The organism is Streptomyces minutiscleroticus (assembly GCF_014650875.1).
Lineage (GTDB): Bacteria > Actinomycetota > Actinomycetes > Streptomycetales > Streptomycetaceae > Streptomyces > Streptomyces minutiscleroticus.
Genome location: NZ_BMVU01000011.1, coordinates 99,467 through 122,353, shown reverse-complemented (window position 1 = coordinate 122,353; position 22,887 = coordinate 99,467). Strand labels below are relative to the sequence as shown.

19 protein-coding genes and 1 pseudogene are annotated in these 22,887 nt (G+C 75.1%); 10 read left to right on the top strand and 10 right to left on the bottom strand.

All coding sequences use genetic code 11. From position 1 onward, the window contains the following. Positions 1-15: 15 nt before the first annotated feature. The 4 genes from IE271_RS14550 to IE271_RS14535 form a co-directional block, all read right to left on the bottom strand. Entirely contained in the window at positions 16-939 is a 924-nt protein-coding gene (locus IE271_RS14550; protein WP_190190696.1) for an amidohydrolase family protein, read from the bottom strand. A 348-nt stretch (positions 940-1,287) separates the two neighbouring features. Then, a complete protein-coding gene (ligK, locus tag IE271_RS14545; RefSeq protein ID WP_190190695.1) occupies positions 1,288-1,971 on the bottom strand; it encodes a 4-carboxy-4-hydroxy-2-oxoadipate aldolase/oxaloacetate decarboxylase in 684 nt (227 codons plus the stop codon). 22 nt (positions 1,972-1,993) lie between these two features. Then, positions 1,994-3,019: an amidohydrolase family protein gene (locus IE271_RS14540; RefSeq protein WP_190190694.1), complete on the bottom strand. Its 1,026-nt coding sequence runs from the start codon at positions 3,017-3,019 to the stop codon at positions 1,994-1,996. Continuing rightward, positions 3,016-4,197 carry a 4-oxalomesaconate tautomerase gene (locus IE271_RS14535; RefSeq protein ID WP_190190693.1) on the bottom strand — a complete coding sequence of 394 codons (1,182 nt, stop codon included), beginning with the start codon at positions 4,195-4,197 and terminating at the stop codon, positions 3,016-3,018. The genes IE271_RS14540 and IE271_RS14535 overlap by 4 nt, the downstream gene beginning before the upstream one ends. Positions 4,198-4,381: 184 nt before the next feature. Between IE271_RS14535 and IE271_RS14530 the strand changes: the two genes are divergently transcribed. Beyond that, on the top strand, positions 4,382-5,077 hold the full coding sequence (locus tag IE271_RS14530) for a GntR family transcriptional regulator (protein ID WP_190190692.1): 696 nt from the start codon (positions 4,382-4,384) through the stop codon (positions 5,075-5,077). An 85-nt stretch (positions 5,078-5,162) separates the two neighbouring features. On the opposite strand, the gene IE271_RS14525 is transcribed toward IE271_RS14530, so the two are convergent. The 4 genes from IE271_RS14525 to IE271_RS14510 are packed head-to-tail and all read right to left on the bottom strand — an operon-like array spanning position 5,163 to position 10,261. Further along, positions 5,163-6,176, bottom strand: a complete 1,014-nt coding sequence (locus IE271_RS14525) for a Rieske (2Fe-2S) protein (protein ID WP_229919330.1) — start codon at positions 6,174-6,176, stop codon at positions 5,163-5,165. Next, a complete protein-coding gene (locus IE271_RS14520; protein WP_190190691.1) occupies positions 6,173-7,207 on the bottom strand; it encodes a phytoene/squalene synthase family protein in 1,035 nt (344 codons plus the stop codon). The genes IE271_RS14525 and IE271_RS14520 overlap by 4 nt, the downstream gene beginning before the upstream one ends. A gap of 13 nt (positions 7,208-7,220) precedes the next feature. Next, positions 7,221-8,900: a phytoene desaturase family protein gene (gene crtI / locus IE271_RS14515; RefSeq protein ID WP_190190690.1), complete on the bottom strand. Its 1,680-nt coding sequence runs from the start codon at positions 8,898-8,900 to the stop codon at positions 7,221-7,223. Beyond that, positions 8,897-10,261, bottom strand: a complete 1,365-nt coding sequence (locus IE271_RS14510; protein ID WP_190190689.1) for a polyprenyl synthetase family protein — start codon at positions 10,259-10,261, stop codon at positions 8,897-8,899. Before IE271_RS14510 ends, crtI begins: the two co-directional genes overlap by 4 nt. Positions 10,262-10,734: 473 nt before the next feature. Here IE271_RS14510 and IE271_RS14505 point away from each other — a divergent pair, with 473 nt between their 5' ends. From IE271_RS14505 to IE271_RS14490, 4 genes are all read left to right on the top strand, one after another. After that, positions 10,735-11,928 (top strand): lycopene cyclase family protein, encoded by a 1,194-nt coding sequence (locus IE271_RS14505; RefSeq protein WP_229919329.1) that lies wholly within the window; start codon positions 10,735-10,737, stop codon positions 11,926-11,928. Positions 11,929-11,977: 49 nt separating this feature from the next. Further along, complete coding sequence (locus IE271_RS14500) at positions 11,978-12,709, top strand: class I SAM-dependent methyltransferase (protein WP_190190687.1); 732 nt, start codon at positions 11,978-11,980, stop codon at positions 12,707-12,709. Continuing rightward, entirely contained in the window at positions 12,706-14,265 is a 1,560-nt protein-coding gene (locus IE271_RS14495; RefSeq protein WP_190190686.1) for an FAD-dependent oxidoreductase, read from the top strand. Before IE271_RS14500 ends, IE271_RS14495 begins: the two co-directional genes overlap by 4 nt. Positions 14,266-14,507: 242 nt before the next feature. Continuing rightward, positions 14,508-16,337, top strand: a complete 1,830-nt coding sequence (locus IE271_RS14490; protein WP_229919328.1) for a thiamine pyrophosphate-requiring protein — start codon at positions 14,508-14,510, stop codon at positions 16,335-16,337. A gap of 308 nt (positions 16,338-16,645) precedes the next feature. Here the strand turns inward: IE271_RS14490 and IE271_RS14485 are convergent, their stop codons facing one another. After that, positions 16,646-16,822, bottom strand: a complete 177-nt coding sequence (locus IE271_RS14485; RefSeq protein WP_190190684.1) for a hypothetical protein — start codon at positions 16,820-16,822, stop codon at positions 16,646-16,648. Between the two features lie 294 nt (positions 16,823-17,116). On the opposite strand from IE271_RS14485, the gene IE271_RS14480 reads away from it, so the two are divergent. Next, positions 17,117-17,902: an SAM-dependent methyltransferase gene (locus IE271_RS14480; protein ID WP_190190683.1), complete on the top strand. Its 786-nt coding sequence runs from the start codon at positions 17,117-17,119 to the stop codon at positions 17,900-17,902. A gap of 102 nt (positions 17,903-18,004) precedes the next feature. Here IE271_RS14480 and IE271_RS14475 read toward each other — a convergent pair whose 3' ends face one another. Further along, positions 18,005-19,522, bottom strand: a complete 1,518-nt coding sequence (locus IE271_RS14475) for an AAA-type ATPase lid domain-containing protein (protein WP_190190746.1) — start codon at positions 19,520-19,522, stop codon at positions 18,005-18,007. 179 nt (positions 19,523-19,701) lie between these two features. Here IE271_RS14475 and IE271_RS14470 point away from each other — a divergent pair, with 179 nt between their 5' ends. The 4 genes and pseudogenes from IE271_RS14470 to IE271_RS43960 all read left to right on the top strand — a co-directional run. Continuing rightward, positions 19,702-20,700, top strand: coding sequence for an amidohydrolase family protein (locus tag IE271_RS14470; protein ID WP_190190682.1), 999 nt, complete (start codon positions 19,702-19,704; stop codon positions 20,698-20,700). 1 nt (position 20,701) lies between these two features. After that, positions 20,702-21,490: a metal-sulfur cluster assembly factor gene (locus IE271_RS14465; protein ID WP_190190681.1), complete on the top strand. Its 789-nt coding sequence runs from the start codon at positions 20,702-20,704 to the stop codon at positions 21,488-21,490. Beyond that, the gene (locus IE271_RS14460) at positions 21,487-22,512 is read left to right on the top strand and encodes an NAD(P)-dependent alcohol dehydrogenase (RefSeq protein WP_190190680.1); all 1,026 of its coding nucleotides are present in this window, start codon (positions 21,487-21,489) and stop codon (positions 22,510-22,512) included. Before IE271_RS14465 ends, IE271_RS14460 begins: the two co-directional genes overlap by 4 nt. 106 nt (positions 22,513-22,618) lie before the next feature. Further along, positions 22,619-22,871: pseudogene (locus tag IE271_RS43960) on the top strand (LysR family transcriptional regulator); the annotation flags it as partial. Between the last annotated feature and the right edge of the window lie 16 nt (positions 22,872-22,887).

Below are 22,887 nucleotides of genomic sequence, written 5' to 3'. Positions count from 1 at the left end.
AGCGGGGAACGCGGGTCAGACACCTTCGCCGGGCCAGTACAGCCGCATCGGGTTGGCGACGAGCAGCTTGTGCCGCAGTTCGGGGGTGACAGCCACCTGGGGGACGTGGTCGACGAGGAGGCCGTCGTCGGGCATGTGGTCGGTGAGGTTGGGGTGGGGCCAGTCGGTGCCCCACAGGACGCGGTCGGGGAACTCCTCGACCGCCCTGCGGCCGAAGGGCACGACGTCGGTGTAGGCGTGCCGCTCGCCGTGCAGGGCCGCGGGGCCGGTGACGCTGAGCCGCTCGGGGCAGGACACCTTCACCCACACGTCGTTGCGGTCGACGAAGCGCAGGAAGCGGCTGAACCCGGGGCCGTCGACGGGCCGGGTGACGTCGGGGCGGCCCATGTGGTCGATCACCAGCGGGGTGGGCAGGGAGGCGAAGAAGTCCTCCAGCTCGGGCAGGTCGGCGCTCTCGAAGTACAGGACGACGTGCCAGCCGAGGGGTGCGATCTTCGCCGCGACGGCGGCCAGGTCGTCCTTGGGGGCGGTGTCGACCAGCCGCTTGAGGAAGTTGAAGCGCACGCCGCGCACGCCCGCCTCGTCGAGCCGGCGCAGCTCGGCCTCCGTGACGTCCGGGCGGACGGTGGCGACGCCGCGCGCCCGGCCCCCGGAGGCCCGCACGGCGTCGACCATGGCGCTGTTGTCGGCGCCGTGGCAGGTGGCCTGGACGATGACGTTGCGGCTGACGCCCAGGTGGTCGCGGAGCGCGAAGAGCTGCTCGCGGCTCGCGTCGCAGGGCGTGTACTTGCGCTCCGGGGCGAAGGGGAACCGCGCCTGCGGGCCGAAGACGTGGCAGTGGGCGTCGACGGTGCCGGGCGGCAGCGTGAAGGAGGGCGCGGACGGGTCGCTGTACCAGTCCAGCCAGCCGGGGGTCTTGGGGCTCAGGGTGCTGCTCATGGGTGGATCTCCTGGGAAGTGCGGCCGGAGGCCGGGCGGGGAGGAGAGCGGCTCTCCGGTGCGGGCGGGCCCGTCGTCGTACGGGCCGGCGGGGGCGGGCCCGGCCCGGTGGGGCGGGCGCGGTCGCCGGATGCGCGGGGCGGCGGTGGCCGCCGGTCCGCCGCGGTGCGGGGCGGTGGCCGCCGGTCCGGTGTGCGGCGGCCGTCGGCGGGCCGGTGCGGGGCGGTGGGGTCCCGTCCCACCGCCCGCGAGGGGCGGACCTTCTCCGCCGGTGCGGCGGGGCTCGGAGCCGCCCCGCCGGGGCCGCGCCGCCGTACGGACGTCCGCACGGCGGCGGGCGTACGAACGTCAGTCGACGTAGCGCAGGCCGGCGGCCCTCAGGGGTTCGCGCATGCCGTAGACGTCGAGGCCGAGCTCCCCGGCGGCGAACCGGCGGCGCTTGCCCTCCTCGTTCTCCTCGCGCCTGCGGGCCGCCTCGGCGACCTCGCCGGCGCGTCCGGCCGGCACGACCACGACGCCGTCGACGTCCGCGACGACCACGTCGCCGGGGTGCACCAGCGCGTTGGCGCAGACGACGGGCACGTTGACCGAGCCGAGGGTGGCCTTGACGGTGCCCTTGGAGTTGACGGCGCGGCTGAAGACGGGGAAGTCCATCTCCTCCAGGTCGGCCACGTCGCGGCAGCCGCCGTCGATGACGAGGCCGCCGCAGCCGCGGGAGCGCAGCGAGGTCGCCAGCAGCTCGCCGAAGAAGCCGTCCTCGCTCTCGGTGGTGCAGGCGGCCACCAGCACGTCGCCGGGCCGCACCTGCTCGGCGGCGACGTGCATCATCCAGTTGTCGCCGGGCTGGAGGAGGACGGTGACGGCGGTGCCGCAGAGCTTCGCGCCCCGGTAGACGGGGCGCATGTAGGGGCGCATCAGGCCGGTGCGTCCCATGGCCTCGTGGATCGTGCTGACGCCGAAGGGGGCGAGCGCCTCGACGTCCTCCCGCGACGCGCGCGCGATGCTGCGGTGGACGACTCCGAGTTCGTACATGGTGGTCGGCTCCTTGGGCGGATCAGCGGCCCTGCCGCGTCAGCAGGGCGTCCAGACGGGGGTAGACGGAGCGGGCGTTGCGCTCCTGGACGGCGACCAGGTCCTCGGGGGGAAGCCTCGCGGCCTCGACGTAGCGGCGGGTGTCGTCGAAGTGGTGGCCGGTCCCGGGGTCGATGTCGCGGACGGCCCCGATCATCTCCGAGGCGAACAGGACGTTGCGGGTCGGCACGACGTCCAGGAGGAGGTCGATGCCCGGCTGGTGGTACACGCACGTGTCGAAGAAGACGTTGTTCAGCACGTGCTCCTCCAGCGGCGGCTTCTTCAGGGCCATCGCCAGGCCCCGGAAGCGACCCCAGTGGTACGGGACGGCGCCGCCGCCGTGCGGGATCACGAAGCGCAGCGTGGGGAAGTCCGCGAACAGGTCGCCCTGGACCAGCTGCATGAACGCCGTGGTGTCGGCGTTGAGGTAGTGGGCGCCGGTGGTGTGGAAGGAGTCGTTGCAGCTGGTGCTGACGTGCACCATCGCCGGGACGTCGTACTCGACCAGCTTCTCGTAGACCGGGTACCACGAGCGGTCGGTCAGCGGCGGGGCGGTCCAATGGCCGCCGGACGGGTCGGGGTTGAGGTTGACCGCGACCGCGCCCAGCTCCTCGACCGCGCGGGTCAGCTCGGGGAGGCAGGTGGCCGGGTCGACGCCGGGCGACTGGGGCAGCATGGCCGCCGGCACGAAGCGCTCCGGGTACAGGCGGTGGACGCGGTGGCACAGGTCGTTGCAGATCGCGGCCCACCGCGAGGAGGTCACGAAGTCGCCGATGTGGTGGGCCATGAAGGAGGCGCGGGGCGAGAAGACCGTGACGTCGATGCCGCGTTCGTCCATCAGCCGCAGCTGGTTGCCCTCGATGCCCGCGCGCAGGTCGTCGTCGCCGATGCGCGGGCCGGCGGGATCGGGGGCGGCGGCCGGGTCGCCGAGTGCGGCGATCTGCCGTTCGCGCCACTCGCCCAGCGCGGGCGGCGCGGTGGTGAAGTGGCCGTGACAGTCGATGATCATCCTTGGTCCTCCTCGGACTTCCAGGCGCTGTGGGGAACCAGGACGTCGCCGACCATGATCAGCCGTGCGGTGCGCACCAGGGCCGACCTCGTGACGTGCTGGGTGCCGGGCCCCGCGAGACCGAGCTCGACGCTGAACTCGCCGGCCGGGTGCTCCACGGAGACGGTGACGTCGGTGCCGCCGGGGACCTCCGCCAGGTCGTGGGCGACGGTGCCGTCCAGGACGCAGGCGGTGGCCGCGGTGACGGCGGCGAGGACGCCGATCGACGCGTGGCAGACGTGCGGGATGAAGCTGCGGGTGCTGATCGTGCCGCCGCGGGCGGGCGGGGCCACCAGCGTCATCTTGGGGTAGTTCTTCGCGCTGACGTCGCCGAGGCCCATCAGCTCGCCGCAGGCCAGGCGCAGGGCCTCGACGCGCTGCTTGAGCTCGTCGTCGGCGTCGAGCTCGGCGGCCGTCTCGTAGCCGGTGCGGCCCAGGTCGGCGGCGGCGACGATCACCAGGGGCATGCCGTTGTCGATGCAGGTGACGTCGACGGTGCCGACCCCGTCGGCCTCGACGCGGTCGCGGACGTTGCCGGTGGGCAGCAGGGCCGAGCAGACGGAGCCCGCGGTGTCGAGGAAGCCGATGGTGACGGGCGCGGCGGTGCCGGGGACGCCGTCGATGCGGCGGTCGCCCGCGTACTCCACGTACCGGCCGTCCTCGCCCTCGGGGGTGCGGACGGTGATCTCCGCGACCATGCCGGTGTTGAGGGTGAGCACGCGGGCCGTGGTCGTCTCGCCCGCCGGTTCCAGCAGGCCGGACTCGATCGCGAAGGGCACCACGGCCGCCAGCATGTTGCCGCAGTTGGGCGTGGTGTCGACGGCGTCGCTCGCGGGCTGGAGCTGGGCGAAGAGGAACTCCAGGTCGGCGTCCGCCCGCCCGCTGCGCCCCACGACGCCGGCCTTGCTGGTGAGCGGGTCGGCCCCGCCCAGTCCGTCGATCTGGCGCGGGTCGGGCGAGCCCATGGCCGCGAGCAGGACGGCGTCGCGCGAGGCGCGGTCCCCCGGCAGGTCGTCCGCGCGGAAGAAGGGGCCCTTGGAGGTGCCGCCGCGCATGAACCAGCAGGGGACCGCGACCTGACCGCCGCGCGGTCGGGGCCGTTCTCCGCGTGCGTGCGGGACCGTCTCGGGCTGCGCCATTGCTTCCCCTCGGTGTTGTGCTCGGGTGTGTCCTCATGGGTGACACAGCACGTCAACCTAGTCGTCGACCAAATTGTTGACAATATCCTCGACGAAAAAGTTTTGGTTCTGATCTGCCAAGGGCCGCTGTGGCTAGACTTTCCCGGGCATCGAGTGTCGTCGGACTTCAAGAGGAGCGGTACGGGTGACGCAGAACCGGGCCACCGGGCAGACGGGGCGCAGCGTGGTCGGCGCGGGCATCCGCCAGGCGCTCGCTTCGGGGGACATGGTGCCCGGGCAGCGGCTGATCGAGCAGGAGCTGTCCGACACCTTCCACGCCACGCGCAGCTCCGTCCGCGAGGCGCTGCAGGACCTCGCCGCCGAGGGCCTCGTCGAGCTGATCCCGCGGCGCGGCGCCCGGGTCCGGGTGATCTCGGTGGAGGAGGCCATCCAGATCACCGAGTGCCGCGCCTCGCTGGAGGGCCTGTGCGCCCGGCGGGCGGCCGAACTCGCCACCGAGGAGCAGCGGGAGTCCCTGCGCGAGATCGGCGCCCGGATGCGCGAGGCGGTCGACGCCGGAGCCCTCGACACGTACTCCCTGCTCAACCGCCAACTGCACGACACCGTCGCGCAGATCAGCGGCCAGAAGGTGGCGGAGGCGCTGCTGGGCCGGCTCAACGCGCAGATGGTGCGCTACCAGTTCCGGCTCTCCCTGCGCCCGGGCCGCCCGAACCAGTCGCTGCCGCAGCACCTGGACATCGTCGACGCGATCGTCGCCGGGGACGGCGCCGGGGCCGAGGCCGCCGCGCGCGCCCATCTGGACAGCGTCATCGAGCAGTTGCGGGCCACGCCGGACCGCACGGAGCCCGCGTCCCGCGAGAGCGTCCCGCTGAAGGTCTGACGCCCGGTCCGTACGCGCAGGGGCACCGGCTCGCCGCCGGTGCCCCTGCGCGTTCCGTGCCGACGCCCCCTCGGCGTGCCGCGCGTCAGCCGGGGAAGCGGCCCGTGCTGCGCAGCTTCCAGCGCCGTTCGGCGTAGGCCAGGTCGTCGCGCCACAGGCGGCCCGCCGCGGCCCGCATCAGCGGCCTGAGCAGGGATGCCGCCCCGCGCGCCGCCGCGAAGCCGGGCCGGTCGGAGGCGGCGACGACCGCCTCGACCACCGCCGTGCGCGGCCGGCCGAGGCCGTCCGGCCCCAGCGGCGTGGCGTGGGTCTCCACCACCGAGCCCTCGCCCTCGCCCTCGGTGATGTGCATGACGACGGTACGGGGTTCGGGCGCCGTGAAGACCGCCCGCACCGGCACCACCACCCGTCCGGCCACCTTGAACGACACGTCCACGGCCAGGCCCTCGTCCTCCTCCCCGTCGCCGGGGACGGACACCACGTCGAGGTCGACGAACGAGTACGGGTGCAGCCACGCGCCGTGCCAGGGGTCGAGCCGGTTGGCCACGACGTCCTCCGGCTCGCAGGTGCCGAAGCCGGTGTAGACGGCCTCGACGGCGCCGGCGAGCCGGGGCCGCTCCGGGACCACCGGCGCGTCCAGCGGCTCCTCCCCCCCGGCCTCGTCCAGGCGCACCCACACCAGGACGCCGTCGTCATGGGCCGGATAGGGTGCCCAGCCCGCGAACGGCCCGCCCTTCAGGGCCAGTCCGTGCCAGTGGCAGATGAGCGTGCCGCAGCGCACGGGGCTGTCCTTGAGCGGCGCCCCGAGGTGCGGGCACGCCCCGGGACCGGCCGTGAGCCGGCCGTCGGCGTCGCGCCACAGCACCACCTCCACGCCCGCGACCGTCCGCCCGAAGGACCGGCCCGGCACGATCTCGCGCGAGGCGCCGACCACGAACCAGTTGCCCGACGGGCGGGCCTGGGCGCGCTTCAGCTGACGGTCGATCAGGCCGGGCACGGCGTCACGCCAGGAGGGGTCCTGCTCCTCCCACCGCACGGGCCTGCGCCGCAGCCGCACCGGGTAGCGTCCGCGCGCGGCGGAAGGACGTCCGTCGCTCACGCCGCCTCCTCCCGCACCACCACGCGGCTCGCGACCGCCGCGCCCACCGGGCGGGTCACCACCGGCGCGACAGCGGCGCTCCGGGTCCGGGCGCGGGCACGGGCGCGGGCACGGGCGGCGCTCACCCGGGCCAGGCCGTCGAGGGCCACGGCCAGGCGCCTGCGCCGGGGCACCACCGACCGCCGGTGCAGCACGGCGTAGCCGTCGTCGGCCACGGCGTCGAGGATGCCCCCGTACAGCACGAACGCGGTGCGGATGCACGGGCGGGACACCGGGTCCAGCATCGCCAGGCCCGGCGCCGCCTCGCGGTAGACGCCCCGGGTGAGGTCCTCGGCGGCGCGCAGGGCCGCGGTGATGCGCGGGTCGCGGCGTCCTGTGTCGCGGCTCCAGCGCAGGATCTCCCGGTCCACGCCGTGCGCGGCCAGCAGGTCCTGCGGCAGGTAGACGCGGCCGCGGTCCAGGTCCTCGCCCACGTCCCGCAGGAAGTTGGTGAGCTGGAAGGCGACGCCGAGCGCGGCCGCGTGCGGCTCGGCCTCCTCGCGCGGGACGACCGTGCCGAGCACCGGCAGCATCTGCAGGCCGATGACGGCGGCGGAGCCGTGCATGTAACCGCGCAGGTCGGCGTAGGTCGGGTAGTCCGTCACCTCCAGGTCGGACCGCATGGCCGTCATGAAGTCGGAGAAGTGCCGGTGGTCGATCGCGTACCGCTGCGCGGTGTGGGCGAGCGCCCGCACGACGGGTTCGGGGCCGCCGCCGTCGCGCAGCCCGGTCTCCAGGCGGGCCTGCAGGAGCGCCAGCGAGCGGGCGCGGTCGGCGGGCGTCATGGTCGCGTCCAGGCTGTCGACGATGTCGTCGGCCCACCGGGCGAAGCCGTACAGGGCGTGCACGGCGGGGCGGCGCTCGACGGGCAGCAGCCGGGTGGCCAGGAAGTACGTCTTGCCGTGCCGGGCGTTGAGCCGCCGGCAGGTGGCGTAGGCCTCGCGCAGGGCGGGGTCGGTGACGGCCGCGGCGTCGAGCTCACGGGCGGTCATGCGGGGGTGCCTTTCATGCGGGGGTGCCTTTCGTCCGTGTGCCGCGCGGCGCCGGTCCGGGGTCCGTGGGAGGCGTGATGCGCGCGGCCGTGTCGGGTGGGGTGGCCGTACGGGCGGCCGTGCCCGGCTCCGGGGCGGCGTGGGCCGTGGCGCCGGGCGCCGCCGCGGTGCGGGCGGCCGGGGTCCCGGGCCGGGGGGCCGTGCGGCGGGCGGGCGGGCCCGCGACGCGGGCGGCGGCGAGCTTGCCGGAGATCAGGACCGTGGGCACGCCGACGCCCGGGGTGGTGCCGCAGCCCGCGAGGACGGCGTTGTCCGTGCCGCGCACGAGGTTGCCCGGCCGGAACGGACCGGTCTGCGGGAAGGTGTGCGCCGCCGAGAACGGCGTACCGGCGGCGTGCCCCTGCGCGTGCCAGTCCGCGGGCGTGACCAGGCACTCCTCCTCGATGGCCGCGCCGATCCCGTCCAGGCCGCGCTCCTCCAGGGTGGTGAGCAGCCGGTCGCGGTAGCGCGGCGCGAGGTCCGTCCAGGCGGCGGCGTCCGGGCCGATGTCGGTGTTGGGGCAGGGGGCCAGGACGTAGTGCACGTGGCGGCCCGGGGGCGCCAGGTCCGGATCGCCGGCCGTCGGGCGGGTGATCAGCAGCGAGGGGTCCGACATGAGGTCCCCGGTGCGGGTCAGCTCCTCGAAGGTGCGGTCCCAGGCGTGCCCGAAGTCCAGCGTGTGGTGGGCCAGGTGCGGCCAGGTGCGGTCGGTGCCCGCGTGCAGGACCACCGCCGACGGGGAGTGGCGCAGCCGCAGCGGCCGGCGCGGGGCGCGGCCCAGCAGCCGGTAGGTGACCGGCAGGTCGGGGGTGAGCACCACCGCGTCGCAGGCGATGCGCCCGTGCTCGGTGACGACGGCGGTGATCCGGCTGCCGGAACGTTCCAGCCGGTGGACGGACTCGCCGTACCTGAGGTCGGCGCCCGCGTCCGCCGCGGCGTCGGCCATGGCGCGGGGCAGCGCGTGCATGCCGCCGCGCGGGAAATACACGCCCGCGACGGTGTCCATGTAGGCGATGACGGCGTACGCGGCGAGCGCCCGGGCCGGTGCCACCCCGGCGTACAGGGCCTGGAAGGAGAAGACCCGGCGCAGCCGCTCGTCCTTCAGGTGGCGGCCGATGCGGGGGCCGAGCCGGCCGAAGCCGCCGAGGACGGCGAGCCGGGCCAGGTCGGGGTGGGCCAGCTGGAGGGGCGAGTCGAAGTTGGCGTCGATGAAGCGGTCCATCTGCGCCCGGTAGAGCGTGCCCAGCCAGCGGCGCAGGTCGCGGTAGCCGGCCGCCTCGCGCGCTCCGGCGAAGCGCTCCACCTCGGCCTCCATCGCCTCGGCGTCGGTGTGCACGTCCAGGGACGTGCCGTCGGCGAAGCGGGCGCGGTAGGCCGGGTGCAGCGGCAGCAGCTCCACCCGGCGGTGCAGGCTGTCGCCGACCGCGGCGAACGCCTCGTCCGCGAGCTCGGGCATGGTGAACACGGTCGGGCCGGTGTCGAAGCGGTAGCCGGCGCGTTCGATCCGGCCGGCGCGGCCGCCCGGCCCCGTGTCGCGTTCGACGACGGTGACGCGGCGGCCCGCCCCCAGCAGGTGCAGGGCGGCCGACAGGCCCGCGAGGCCCGCGCCCACCACGACGACGTGGTCGGTGGGCCCCGGCACGGTGCGGCTCACGCGGCACCTCCGTCGGTGCCGGCACCGGTGCCGGGCAGCAGGGACAGCGGCGCGCCGTCCTCGTCCGTCCCGGCCGAGGGGCCGGGGGCCGGGTCGGGCCCGGCCCCCGCCACCGCGCGCAGCAGCGCCCGCAGGCGCAGCCGGCCCTCGGGCCGCAGCGGGGCGGCGGCCAGATGGCGCATGCCGTGCGCGGTCAGCCGGTCGATCCGGGACTCGACGGCGGCGCGCGCCCCCGTCCCCTCCAGGACCTCCCGCACCCGCTCCAGGCCGACGTCGTCGAGTCCGCGGTCGCCCAGGGCCTCGTTCAGCACCCGGGCGGCCGCCGTGTCGCGGAGCGCGGCGGCGCGGGCGCGGGCCACCGCGACGAGGTAGGTGAGCTTGCCCTCGCGGATGTCGTCCCCCGACGGCTTGCCGGTGGTCTCCGGGTCGCCGAACACGCCCTGCAGGTCGTCGTGGAGCTGGAAGGCGATGCCCGCGCAGCGGCCCGCCCGGCACAGGGCGCGCAGGGTGTCCCGGTCGGCGCCGGCGAGGACCGCGCCGAGTTCGAGCGGCCGCTCCACGGAGTACATGGCGCTCTTGAGGCAGGCGACCCGGATCGCCCGGGCCGTCGAGCGGGACCCGGTCGCCTGGCCGTGCAGGTCCAGGTACTGGCCCGCGACCATCTCCATCCGCATGGCGCGCCAGATCCCGCGCACCTCGCGGTGGACGTCCGGCGGCAGCTCCGTGTCGGCGAGGAGGTCGTCGGCCCAGGCCAGGGCCAGGTCGCCGGCCAGGATCGCGGCGGCGGTGCCCAGGGAGGCGCCCGTACGGGCGCCGAGCGCCGGGCCGTAGTGGGCGGCGATGTCCGCGTGCAGCGCGGGGCCGCCGCGGCGCAGCGCGGAGTTGTCCATCACGTCGTCGTGGACGAGGGCGCAGGTCTGCAGCAGTTCGAGCCCGGCGGCCACCCGCAGCGCCTCGTGGACGTGCTCGGTGCCGCCGCCGCAGGCCCGCAGCCCCCACCACAGGAACTGCGAGCGCATCCGCTTCCCGCCGTGCAGGGTGAAGCGGGCGACCCGGTCGGCGACGTCGCAGGCGAAGGTGACGTCCACGGACGCGGCCGCCGACGTCAGCCGCCCGAGGTGGTCGTGGAGCACCCGGCCCACGGCCGTGGGCACGTCCCGGTCGACCTGCCCGGCGGTGAGGGCGGTCCCGGTCCGCGCGGCCTCGGCCCGGCGCGGCGCGCGGCCGTGGCCCCGTTCGTCCCGCGGACGGCCGTGGGAGCGGTCGTTCTTCGCGGGCCCCGGCCAGCCCGGTGAGGGCCCACCGTCCCCGGCGGCCGCCCCGTCCGGGGACGGGGGCACTTTCGCCGTGCTGGGGAGCATCCGGACTCCTCTCGTTGCCGACGGGCTCGGTCCGCGCGTGCCGCGTGGTCCCGTGTGCGCTGCGTTGATCTCGTATGCATTCCGCACCCGCTGCCGTCCCGGATGCGCAATGTGCCGTCCGTGTATCCCCATCCGGGGGAACCCATCCCACGCGTTCCCGGCCACCGTCCGCCCGGCGGCGCGCGGCGGCCCTCCCGCTGTCCACCTTGCGGGGCCGCCATCCGGCCCGCCACCGGCGGATCACCGTGTCCCGCGGGGTTCCGGCGGCGCCGCCCGGCCATACGGGAGGACGGCGGTCATGGGGCGGGCCGGGACGGGTACCGGATACCGCGCCCCGTACGACACGTCCGGACCAGTCCGTGTCCGTACGACGGCTCCGTCCGGGCATGTCTGCATCCGTGGGGCCGGCGGGCGCGGAATGGTTCCGACCGGCGGCGGCGCGGGCCGCCCGGCACAGGCACAGGAGGTCACTGGTGATCGACGCGGACGTCGCCATCGTCGGAGCGGGCGCCGCGGGACTCTCCCTGGCCCACTGGCTGTCCGTGCTCTCCGGCCCCGCCGGGAGCCCGTCCGTGGTGCTGCTCGACGCCCCCGAGGGGCCGCTGCGGCCGCCCCGGCGGACGTGGTGCTTCTGGGAGCACGGCCCCGGACCCTACGACGCGGCGGTGACCGCCTCCTGGCAACGCCTGGAGGTGCACGGCCCGCGGGGCGAGCGGGTGGACGGCGGTATCGCGCCGCTGCGCTACAAGATGGTCCGCTCGGACGACTTCGAGGCCCTCGTGGCGCGCGTCCTGGACGGGCACGGCGTCGTGCGCCGCGTCGAGGCGACGGTCGACGCGGTCCACGACGCGCCCGGCGGGTCGGAGATCCACGGGAGGGCCGCGGACGGCTCGCCGCTGGCCCTGCGCGCCCGCTGGGCGTTCGACTCCCGGCCGCTGGAGGTCCCGCCGCCCGCCCGGACCACCCTGCTCCAGCACTTCCGCGGCTGGTTCGTGCGCACCCGGCGGCCGGCCTTCGCCCCCGACACCGTGGGCCTGATGGACTTCCGCACCCCGCAGCCGGACCGCGGCCTGTCCTTCGGCTACGTCCTGCCGACCGGGCGGCACGAGGCCCTGGTGGAGTACACCGAGTTCTCCCCGGCCGTCCTGGCGGACGGGGCGTACGACGACGCCCTGCGCCACTACACCGAGGACGTGCTCCGGCTCGGCCCGTTCGAGCGGCTGGGGACGGAGAGCGGCGTCATCCCGATGACCGACGCGTCCTTCGCGCGGCGCACCGGCGACTCCACCTTCCGGATCGGGGTGGCGGGCGGCGCCACCCGGCCGTCCACCGGCTACAGCTTCGCCGCGACGCAGCGCCAGGCCCGCGCGGTCGCGGCCGCCCTGCACGCCGGGCGCAGGCCCGTGCCGCCGCCCCCGCACCCGGCGCGCTCGCGGGCCATGGACGCGGTGATGCTGCGCGCCCTGGACGCCGGCCGGGTCGACGGCGCGGAGTTCTTCCTGCGGCTGTTCCGGGGCGTGCCGCCGCGGCGGCTGCTGCGCTTCCTCGACGGCCGCACCCGGCTGCACGAGGACCTCTCCATCGGTCTGCACGTCCCCTTCCTGCCCATGCTGCGCACCGCGGCCGAACTCCCCCGCCTGCCGCGCCGGCCGCAGTCCGGCGCCTGACCCGCCCCGTGTCCCCCACGCCCCCGCTTTCCGCGATCAAGGAGCTCGCATGACCCTGCTGCGCGACGAGGAACTGTCCTCGGCCTTCGACCACGCCGCCGCCGGCTACGACCGGCTCGTCGCCGTCAACCCCGGCTACCACTCCCATCTGCGCAGGTCGGCACGGCGCCTGGGCCTGCCGGGCGACGGCACGGGGCTGCGCGTCCTCGACCTGGGCTGCGGCACGGGCGCGTCGACGGCGGCGCTCCTGGCCGCCGTGCCCGGTGCGGAGATCGTGGCCGTGGACGCCTCCGCGGGCATGCTGGAGCGGGCCGCCGCCAAGCGGTGGCCGTCGACGGTGCGGTTCGTGCACACACCGGTCGAACGGCTCGCGCAGGCGGGGGTGAAGGGCCCCTTCGACGCGGTCTTCGCCGCCTACCTGCTGCGCAACGTGGGCGACCCCGACGCCGTCCTCGGCGGCGCGCGCGAGCTGCTCGCCCCCGGCGGCCGGCTCGCGGTCCACGAGTACGCCCTCAGCGGGCACCCGGCGCACCGCGCCGTGTGGACGGCCGTGTGCCGGACGGTCGTCATGACGGCGGGCAGCGCGCTGGGCGACGCCGCGCTCTACCGGTACCTGTGGCGCAGCGTCGTCGGCTTCGACACGGCGCCGCGCCTGCGCGACCGGATCGAGGACGCCGGGTTCGAGCGGGTGCGGGCGCTGCCGGTGCCCGGCTGGCAGACCGGCATCGTGCACACCCTGGTCGCACAGCGGCCCCTCGCCGGGGAAGCGGTGGCGGCATGACGCGCCCGGCGCGGCGCGACGCCGTCCCCCGCCGGGGCCGGGACCGGCGGGCCCGGATCCTGCCCTCCCACGGCGGCACCCGCCGTGTCCTCGGCGCGCCGCCCTCCACGGCCGTCCTCGGCGGCGGCATCGCCGGCCTCGCCGCCGCGACCGCCCTCGCCGAGCGCGGCGTGCGCGTCACCCTCTACGAGCGCGAGGACTCGCTCGGCGGCCGCCTCGCCGGACACGCCACGACCCTCGCCGACGGCTCCGCGGTCACCATGAGCCGGGGCTTCCACGCCTTCTTCCGGCAGTACTACAACCTGCGCGGACTGCTGCGGCGCGCCGACCCGTCCCTCGGCATGCTGCGCGGCCTGCCCGACTACCCGCTGCAGCACAGCAGCGGGCTGCGGGACAGCTTCCGCCACGTGCCGCGCACCCCGCCGTGGAGCGCCCTCGGCTTCGCCGCGCTCAGCCCCTCCTTCGGCGTGCGCGACCTGGCGCGGATGGACGTGCGCGCGGCGCTGCCGCTGCTCGACGTGCGGGTGCCGGAGGTGTACCAGCGCCTCGACTCGGTCAGCGCGCACGACTTCCTGGCCGCGATCCGCTTCCCCGAGGCCGCGCACCACCTGGCGTTCGAGGTGTTCTCGCGCAGCTTCTTCGCCGACCCGCGCGAGCTGTCGGCGGCCGAGATGGTGCTGATGTTCCACATCTACTTCCTCGGCTCCAGCGAGGGCCTCCTCTTCGACGTGCCCGACGAGCCCTTCCCCGCCGCGCTGTGGGAGCCCCTGGCCGGCTATCTGCGCGGCCACGGCGTCGAGGTGCGCACCGGCACGCCGGTGGAGTCCCTCACGCCCCGGCCGAGCGGCGGCTTCACCGTCATGACCCCCGAGGGCGTGGACCGGCACGACGCCGCCGTGCTCGCGCTGGACACCGCCGGGCTGCGCGCGGTCGTCGGCAACTCGCCCCGGCTCGCCACCGCCCGCTGGCGCGAGGGCGTGTCCCGGCTGCGGACCGCGCCGCCGTTCCTGGTGTCGCGTCTGTGGCTGGACCGGCCCGTGGCCCCCGACCGGCCCGGTTTCCTCGGCACCAGTGGCTACGGCTCGCTGGACAACATCAGCGTCCTGGAGCGCTGGGAGGGCGAGGCGGCCCGCTGGTCGGCCCGCACCGGCGGCTCGGTGGTCGAGCTGCACGCCTACGCGCTCCCGCACGGCGCCGATCCGGACACCGAGTACAAGCGCCTGCTGGAGCAGCTGCACCGCGCCTGTCCGGAGACCCGGGAGGCCGCGGTCGTCGACGTGCGCCACGAACTGCGCGAGGACTGCCCGCTGTTCCCGGTCGGCGGCTACGAGCAGCGGCCCACGGTGTCCACCCCGGACCCCGCGCTGACCGTCGCGGGCGACCTGGTGCGCGTCCCGCTGCCGGTCGCCCTCATGGAGCGGGCGGCCACCACGGGCTTCCTCGCCGCCAACGCCCTGCTGCGGCGCTGGGGCGTGCGCGGCCAGACCCTGTGGACCGTCCCGGACCGCGGCCGCCTCGCCGCGCTGCGCGGGCTCGCCCGCCTGGGCCGGCCCTGACGCGCGGCCGGTGCGCGGACGGCGGCCGCGCACCGGCCGGAGCACTCCGGCGCGACGGCCCGGTCCGCGCGTACGAGGGCGGGGGTGCGGCACCCGGGCGGCCGGTGCACCCCCGCCGCCCCTCCCGCGGAGCCGGAGCGGCGGGTCCGGGCCGCGGGAGACCGGCCGGAATCGTTGCCATGGCGCCGCCCGTCCGGGGAACCCGGGCGGGACGACCGGCCCGCGGCAAGAAAGGAACCACCGTGTCCACGAAGGTCTCCGACCACGTCCTCCAGCGGCTGCGGGAGTGGGGCGTCGAGCACGTCTTCGCCTACGCCGGGGACGGCATCAACGGCCTGCTGGCCGCCTGGGGGCGCGCCGACAACAAGCCCCGCTTCGTGCAGTCGCGGCACGAGGAGATGTCCGCCTTCCAGGCCGTGGGGTACGCGAAGTTCTCCGGCAAGGTGGGAGTCTGCGCGGCGACCTCGGGCCCCGGGGCGATCCACCTGCTCAACGGCCTGTACGACGCCAAGCTCGACCACGTCCCGGTGGTCGCGATCGTCGGCCAGACCAACCGCAGCGCCATGGGCGGCTCCTACCAGCAGGAGGTCGACCTGGCCGCCCTCTACAAGGACGTGGCCTCCGACTTCTGCGAGACGGTGACCGTCCCCGAGCAGCTGCCCAACGTGCTGGACCGGGCCATCCGCACCGCCTGCGCCCGCCGCACCGTCACGGCCGTCATCATCCCCGCCGACGTGCAGGAACTGGACTACGACCCGCCCACGCACGCGTTCAAGATGGTGCCCTCCAGCCTGGGGCTCGGCCGCTCCGCGCCCGTCCCGGCCGACGAGGACCTGGAGCGCGCGGCACAGGTCCTCAACGCCGGCGAGAAGGTCGCCGTGCTGATCGGCCAGGGCGCCCGCGGGGCCCGCGAGGAGGTGGAGCGGCTCGCGGACGTGCTCGGCGCGGGCGTCGCCAAGGCGCTGCTCGGCAAGGACGCGCTCCCCGACGACCTGCCCTACGTCACCGGCGCCATCGGCCTGCTGGGCACCCGGCCGTCGTACGAGATGATGCGGGACTGCGACACCCTGCTGGTGATCGGCTCCAGCTTCCCGTACTCGCAGTTCCTGCCGGAGTACGGCAAGGCGCGCGCCGTGCAGATCGACGTCGACCCGCACATGATCGGGATGCGCTACCCCTTCGAGGTCAACCTCGTCGGCGACTCCCGCGAGACGCTGCGGCGGCTGCTGCCCCGGCTGCACCGCAAGGAGGACCGCCGCTGGCGCGAGAAGCTGGAGAAGGACGTCGCCCGCTGGTGGGAGGTGATGGAGCGGCGCGCGGCCGTGGACGCCGACCCGGTCAACCCCGAGTACGTGGTGCACGCGCTCGACCCGCTGCTGCCCGAGGACGCGATCGTCACCGCCGACTCCGGCTCCGCCGCCAACTGGTACGCCCGCCACCTGCGGCTGCGCGGCCGGATGCGCGGCTCGCTGTCCGGCACGCTCGCCACCATGGGCCCCGGCGTCCCGTACGCCATCGGCGCGAAGTTCGCCCACCCCGACCGGCCCGCGATCGCCCTGGTCGGCGACGGGGCGATGCAGATGAACGGCATGATGGAGCTGCTCACCGCCGCCAAGTACCGGCACCTGTGGTCCGATCAGCGCCTGATCGTCGCGGTCCTGAACAACCAGGACCTCAACCAGGTCACCTGGGAGATGCGCGCCATGACGGGCGCCCCGCAGTTCGAGGAGTCCCAGCACCTGCCCGACCTGCCCTACGCCGAGATCGCCCAGCGCATGGGCCTGGACGGGGTGCGGGTCGAGAAGCCCAAGCAGGTGCAGGCCGCCTGGAAGCGGGCGCTGGCCGCCGACCGGCCGTTCGTCCTGGACTTCCGCACGGACCCGGCGGTGCCCCCGATCCCGCCGCACGCCACGCTCGACCAGATCGAGGCGGCCGCGGCCGCGATCCTGCAGGGCGACAGCGACAGCGCCTCGGTGCTCAGGCAGGGGATCAAGTCGAAGGTCCAGGAGTTCCTGCCCGGCGGCCGGCACCGCGGGGACCGGCCCGGGACGGGCGGCGGCAGCGGGAAGTGAGACGGGTTCCCCGGGGGCTGCGGCGGTTCGCCCGCCGCGGGCCCCGGAGGAACCCGCGTCCGCGGACCGCCGCGCCGGAGCGGCCGGGGAGCCGGGGCACGCCCCGCGTGTGTCCGGCTTCCTTCCCCGCTCCCGGCGCCCTCGCCCGCTTCTTGTGCCGTACGGCGTAACGGGACTTGCCCGTGCGAACGTGACGGGGACGGAGTCCGCGCGTACGCGCAGGGGCCGGAGCGGCGGCTCCACGCGCCGCTCCGGCCCCTGCGTTCCCTCGCGCGCCCCCGGGCCGGCGGACGGCCCGGGGGCGCTCCTCAGTCCTCGCCCCTGACGACGTTCCAGTCCGGGTCGCCCGCGCTCCGCTCCTCGGAACTCCCGTCAGCGATCGCGGGGACACAGGTGCGCACCGTGCTCTCCCCCCGGCGGCGCACCTGCTCCCAGCCCGTCGCGGGACTGCGGGTGACGGTCTCTCTGCCGACGTCCGTGGCCACGGCGCCTCATCTTCCTTCCGCGTCCGCTGCGGCCGGGACCCGTTCCCCGGGACCCGGCCCCGTCTCCGGGGTACTGCGCCCGGGTCCCCCGTCCGCACGCGCGCAAACATCCGGCGGGCCGCCCGGCGTTTGCCATGGCAGACGCACCGGTCCGGGCGGGCGGCGGCAGCACCCAACTCCCCCTGGGGACAGGTGGGACGGTGTGCAAAACTACGTCGACCGAGCGGCGCGTCGGGGGCGCCGGCCGCTCGCTGCCGTACCGCCGTTCCCGTATTCCCGCCATGGAGTCCCGTCATGACCACCGGTACACCCCACCCGCACATTGACACGAGCAAGGCCCACCCGGCGCGGGTCTACGACTGGCTGCTCGGGGGCAAGGACAACTACCCCGTCGACGAGGAGGTGGGGACGAGGCTCCCGCCGGAGGCGGCCGACGCCGCGCGCCAGAACCGCGCGTTCATGAACCGCGCCGTCGCCTGGCTGGCGAGCCAGGGCATCGACCAGTTCCTCGACATCGGCACCGGCATCCCCACCGAGCCGAACCTGCACCAGATCGTGCAGAAGATCACGCCCACCGCGAAGGTCGTCTACACGGACAACGACCCGATCGTCCTGCGGCACGCCGAGGCGCTGCTGGTCAGCCACCCCGACGGGGTCACCGACTACATCGAGGCCGACGTCCGCGAGCCGCAGGTGATCCTGGAACGCGCCCGGCACATCCTGGACTTCGAGCGTCCCGTCGCCCTGTCCCTGATCGCGCTCATGCACTTCATCCCCGACTCCCAGGACGCCCACGGCATCGTCCGCGGGCTGGTGGACACGCTGCCCTCCGGGAGCTACCTGGTGCTGTCGCACGCCGCGTCCGACCTCTACGAGGAGCAGGTCCGGCAGGTCGTCGCCGAGTACGCCAAGGGCGGCATCGAGCTCGGCTTCCGCACCCGCGACGAGGTCGCCCGCTTCTTCGACGGCCTGGAGCTGGTGGAGCCCGGCCTGGTGACGGCCCCGCACTGGTTCCGGACGGACCCGGCGCCGGAGCCCGAGGGCAGCGGCATCTACGCGGGCGTGGCCCGCGTCCTCTGACCGAGCCCTCGGCGGCGCGCCGCACCGGGCCGTGGGCCCGCCGGCCGGGCGCTGCCGGACCGGCGGCGGCGCCCGGCCGGACGGGCCGCGGGAACGTCCCGGTCAGGTGCGCTGCGGCGGTGTGCGGCCCGGGATCCGGATGCCGTACTGGGCCATCTTGCGGTAGACGGTCGCGCGGCTCATGCCGAGGTTGTCGGCCGCCTGGGCGACGGTGACGCCCGGCTCGGTCAGGCAGCGCACGATCTCGTCGCGTTCGAGGATCTGCAGCCGGGTGAGCCGGTGGTCGCCGCCGGCGAAGACCTCGGCCGGCAGGTGGTGCTTGTCGACGACCTCGGTGCGGGAGACGGCGTCGTGGACGACGCGCTGGAGCTGCCTGGCGTTCTCGGGCCAGTCGTAGCCGGTCAGGACGGCCGCCGCGGCGGCGGTGAAGGTGACCGGGCGGCCCCGGTAACGCCGGGCGAAGTGGTGGGCCAGCGGGAGGACGTCGTCGGGGCGGGTGCGCAGCGCGGGGGCCTCGACGACCGAGGCCACCAGGGGCTTGAGCGCCTCCGGGATGCTCGCGTAGTCGCGGGCGGTGAGGACGAAGGGCTGCACGGGCGGCGGTCCGCCCGCCGGGGCGGGCCTGCGCACGGCGGTGAAGTGCCGCGCCGTCTCGGTCGCGGCCCAGGCGGGCAGCGTCTCGACGTCGGAGAGGATCACGCACGTGCTGTCCTTGTGCAGCTCGGGCAGCCACACCGTCAGCCAGGCGTCGATCTCCTCGGCCGCCGGGGGACGCGCCCGCAGCACCCGCTCGCGCGGGCCGGCCCCCTGCCGCGCCAGCGAGGCCAGCGCCGTCCTGCCCGCGCCGGGCTCCCCCACGACCGCGACGACCTGCCCGCGGCCCAGCGCGGTGCGCGCGCGTTCCAGGGCGCCGGTCCAGGCGGGTGAGAGCGGGCCCGGCGTGTCGTCGGCGGCCCCGAAGCGGTCGGCGTAGACCCGGAAGACCTCGCCGCGGGGCGTGGGCCGGGTGCGCCGGCCGCTGCCGCGCGCCAGCATGAGCGCCGTGGTGTGGCCCGCGGCCGCCTGGGCCAGGGCCAGCAGCAGCGCGGAGGACGAGTCCGACCAGGTGGTCAGGTTGACGCTGCCCGCCAGGTCGCCCGTCACCGGGTCGAGCACCGGCACCGCCGCGCAGGTGTAGCCGCGCAGCCGGGTGCAGTAGTGCTCGTCGGCCCGGACGATCGAGGGGGTCCGGTCGGCGAGCGCGAGTCCGAGCCCGTTGGTGCCGACGTTGTTCTCCGCGAAGCAGAAGCCCGGGGCGAGGTTCACACGGTCCAGGGAGCGGCTGATCGACGCGTCGTTGCACAGCCGGCACAGCACCAGGCCGTCGCTGCTGGTGATCATCATGCTGAGCGGTTCGCCCGCGAGGGTCGCCTGCAGCCGGCGCAGCACCTCGTGGCCGCACTCGTACAGCAGGGAGTCCTTGTCGACGGCCCCGGTGAACACCGGGCGCATCTCCTCCGGGGTCACCCCGTAGCGCTCGCTGCGCCGCCAGGACGCCCGCAGCCGGGGCGCCAGAACGGCCAAGGAGCCGTCGGTGCCGCGGCGGCCGTCACCGCTCCCGTACGGCGTGTCCTGCTGCATGTCCACGCTGACCTCCCATGACGCGTCCTTGCGCCGGTCCGGCCAGGCTAGTGCGTGCCTCCCGGTCCGCCGCCGCCCGTGCTGTCTCAAAGTGAGACACGCACGGGCTCCCGGCCGCCGGACGGCCTGCCTACCGTCCCTGTCCAAGACGTTGCTGTCACGGAACCCGGAGGCCGCACATGTACCGCAAGGACGGCGAGTCGTACTTCATCGTGGACGCACACATCGCCCTGTGGGACGCGCGTCCCGAGAACCAGCTCAACATCCACGGCAAGCAGTTCATCGACTGCTTCTACGACTACCACCGCAACCTCGGCCCCGAGTCCGAGCACTGGCCGTACGAGGAGTTCCTGTACCAGGGCGGAGAGCGCCTGATGAAGGACCTCTTCACCGACGGCCACGTGGACCACGCCGTCTTCCAGCCCGCCCGCCTCGGCGCCTTCTACCGCAACGGCTTCGGGCAGACCGAGGAGGCGTTCGCGCTCGCGCAGAAGCACCCGGACAAGCTCACCTACAACCACTGCTGGGACCCGCGCTTCGAGCAGTCCGGGCTCGACCGGCTCCGCCGGGACGCGGAGCGCTTCCGGCTCAAGGGCGTCAAGCTGTACACGGCCGAGTGGAAGGGCGACTCGCGCGGCTACAAGCTCGACGACCCCTGGTCGCGCCGCTACCTGGAGACGGCCATCGAGCTGGGCATCAAGAACATCCACATCCACAAGGGCCCGACCATCCGCCCGCTGGACCGCGACGCGTTCGACGTGGCCGACGTCGACTCGGTGGCCAGCGACTACACGGAGCTGAACTTCGTCGTCGAGCACTGCGGGCTGCCGCGCCTGGAGGACTTCTGCTGGATCGCCACGCAGGAGCCCAACGTGCACGCGGGCCTGGCGGTGGCCATCCCGTTCATGCACACCCGCCCGCGCTACTTCGCGCAGATCATCGGGGAGCTGCTGTACTGGCTGGACGAGGACCGCATCCAGTTCTCCAGCGACTATGCGCTGTGGACGCCGCGCTGGCTCGTGGAGCGGTTCGTCGACTTCCGGATCCCCGAGGACATGGACGAGTACCCGCCGCTCACGGTGGCCCAGAAGAAGAAGATCCTCGGGCTGAACGCGGCCGCGATGTACGACATCCCGGTCCCGGCGGAGTGCGCCCTCACCGAGCCGGCGGCGGTGTGACATGACCGTCACCACCTCGGAGCCGCTGCGGCAGCGCGCCCTGCGGGCCCTGGACACGGTCGTCGACCCGGAGCTGGACGAGCCGATCACCGATCTCGGCTTCGTACGGTCCCTGGACCTCACCGGCGACGGCCGGGTCACCGTCCACCTGCGGCTGCCCACCTCGTTCTGCTCGCCGAACTTCGCCTACCTCATGGCGTCCGACGCCAAGGACGCCCTGACCGCGCTGGACGGCGTCGCCTCGGTGGAGGTCCTGCTCGACGACCACCACGACTCGGACCTGATCAACCGCGGTCTGGCCGCCGACGCCGGCTACCGGGGCACCTTCGGGCACGAGGCCGAGCAGGACCTGGAGGAACTCAGGCTGACCTTCCGCCGCAAGGCGCACATCGCCGCGACGGACCGCGCCCTGGGCCGGCTGCTGCGCGCCGCTCCGAACACGCCCGGGCAGGAGCTGTACGGGCTCGTCCTGGGCGACCTGCCCGACGGGCCCGCCACCCGGGCGCTGCTGCGCCGCCGGGCCGCCCTGGGCCTGGGCACGGACCCGGCCGACTTCGTCCTCGTCGACGAGGACGGCGCGCGCGTCCCGCCGGACGGCATCCCGGCGCGGCTGCGCTTCGCCCACTCGGTCCGCGTCTCGATCGAGGGCAACGTGCACTTCTGCCGCGGCCTGCTGCGCACCCGCTACCCGGACGAGGCCGACGCGGCCTCGGGCCGCACCCTCCTCCCCCTGCTCACCGCCGACGCGTCGGCGCCCTCCTCCCCCGCTCCCAAGGAGAACGCATCGTGAAAGCCGTCCAGGTCGTGGGCTACCACGAGAACCTGCGCATGACCGACGTGCCCGTGCCCACCGTCACCGACCCCCACGACGTGGTGGTGAGGATCGGCGGCGCGGGGGTGTGCCGCACCGATCTGCACATCCTCGAAGGGCAGTGGCGCGAGAAGTCCGGGGTGACGCTGCCCTACACGATCGGCCACGAGAACGCGGGCTGGGTGCACGCCGTGGGCAGTGCCGTCACCAACGTCGCCGAGGGCGACAAGGTCATCGTCCACCCGCTGATCACCTGCGGGCTGTGCCGGGCCTGCCGCGACGGCGACGACGTGCACTGCGCGCAGAACAGGTTCCCGGGCATCGACACCGACGGCGGCTACGCCGAGTACCTCAAGACCTCCGCGCGCAGCGTCGTGCGGATCGACGACAGCCTGGAGCCCGCGGACGTGGCGGCCCTCGCCGACGCGGGCCTGACGGCCTACCACGCGGTGGCGAAGGCCGCGCGCCGGCTGCGCCCCGGCGACCGGTGCGTCGTCATCGGGGCGGGCGGCCTCGGCCACATCGGCGTGCAGGTGCTCAAGGCGCTCACGGCCGCCGAGATCGTCGTCGTCGACCGCAGCCCCGAGGCGGTGAAGCTCGCCGGGACCATCGGCGCCGACCACGGGATCGTCGCCGACGGGGAGCACGTGGAGCGGGTCCTGGAACTGACGGACGGTCAGGGCGCCGAGGTAGTGGTCGACTTCGTCGGCGAGGGCGGCGCGACGAGGGACGGTGTGCGGATGCTGCGCCGCGCGGGCGACTACCACGTCGTCGGCTACGGCGAGAACATCGACGTCCCGACGATCGACATCATCTCCTCCGAGATCAACTTCATCGGCAACCTCGTCGGGTCCTACAACGACCTGCGGGAGCTGATGACGCTGGCCGCCCAGGGCCGCGTGCGCCTGCACACCACCAAGTACCCGCTCGACCGCTTCCAGGACGCCGTCGACGACCTGGACGCGGGCCGGGTGCGGGGGCGGGCGATCCTCGTGCCGTAGGCACGGGCGGGCCCGTAGCCGCGGGCGGGCCCGGACGGACGGGCACGAGGCCGTGGCGCACTCCCCGTCCACCGGCGTGGACGTCGTCAGCGGCAAGGGCGTGGCGGAGGCGGTCGCGGGCGCGGACGTCGCCGCCGCCGTCGCCGACGTCGCGGCGGGCGCCCCGCTGGGGCACCCTCGACGTCGCGGGCCCCGACGTGTACCCGCTCGACGAAAGCGGCCGCATCGCCCTCGCCGCACGGGGCGACCCGCGCACGGTGGTCGCCGACGCCACGGCGGGCATGTTCGCGGCCGTACCGGGCGACGTCCTCACCGCCCGCGGCGACGGCGCCCGCATCGCGCCCACGCGGTACCCGGACCGGCCGCGCTCCCGAA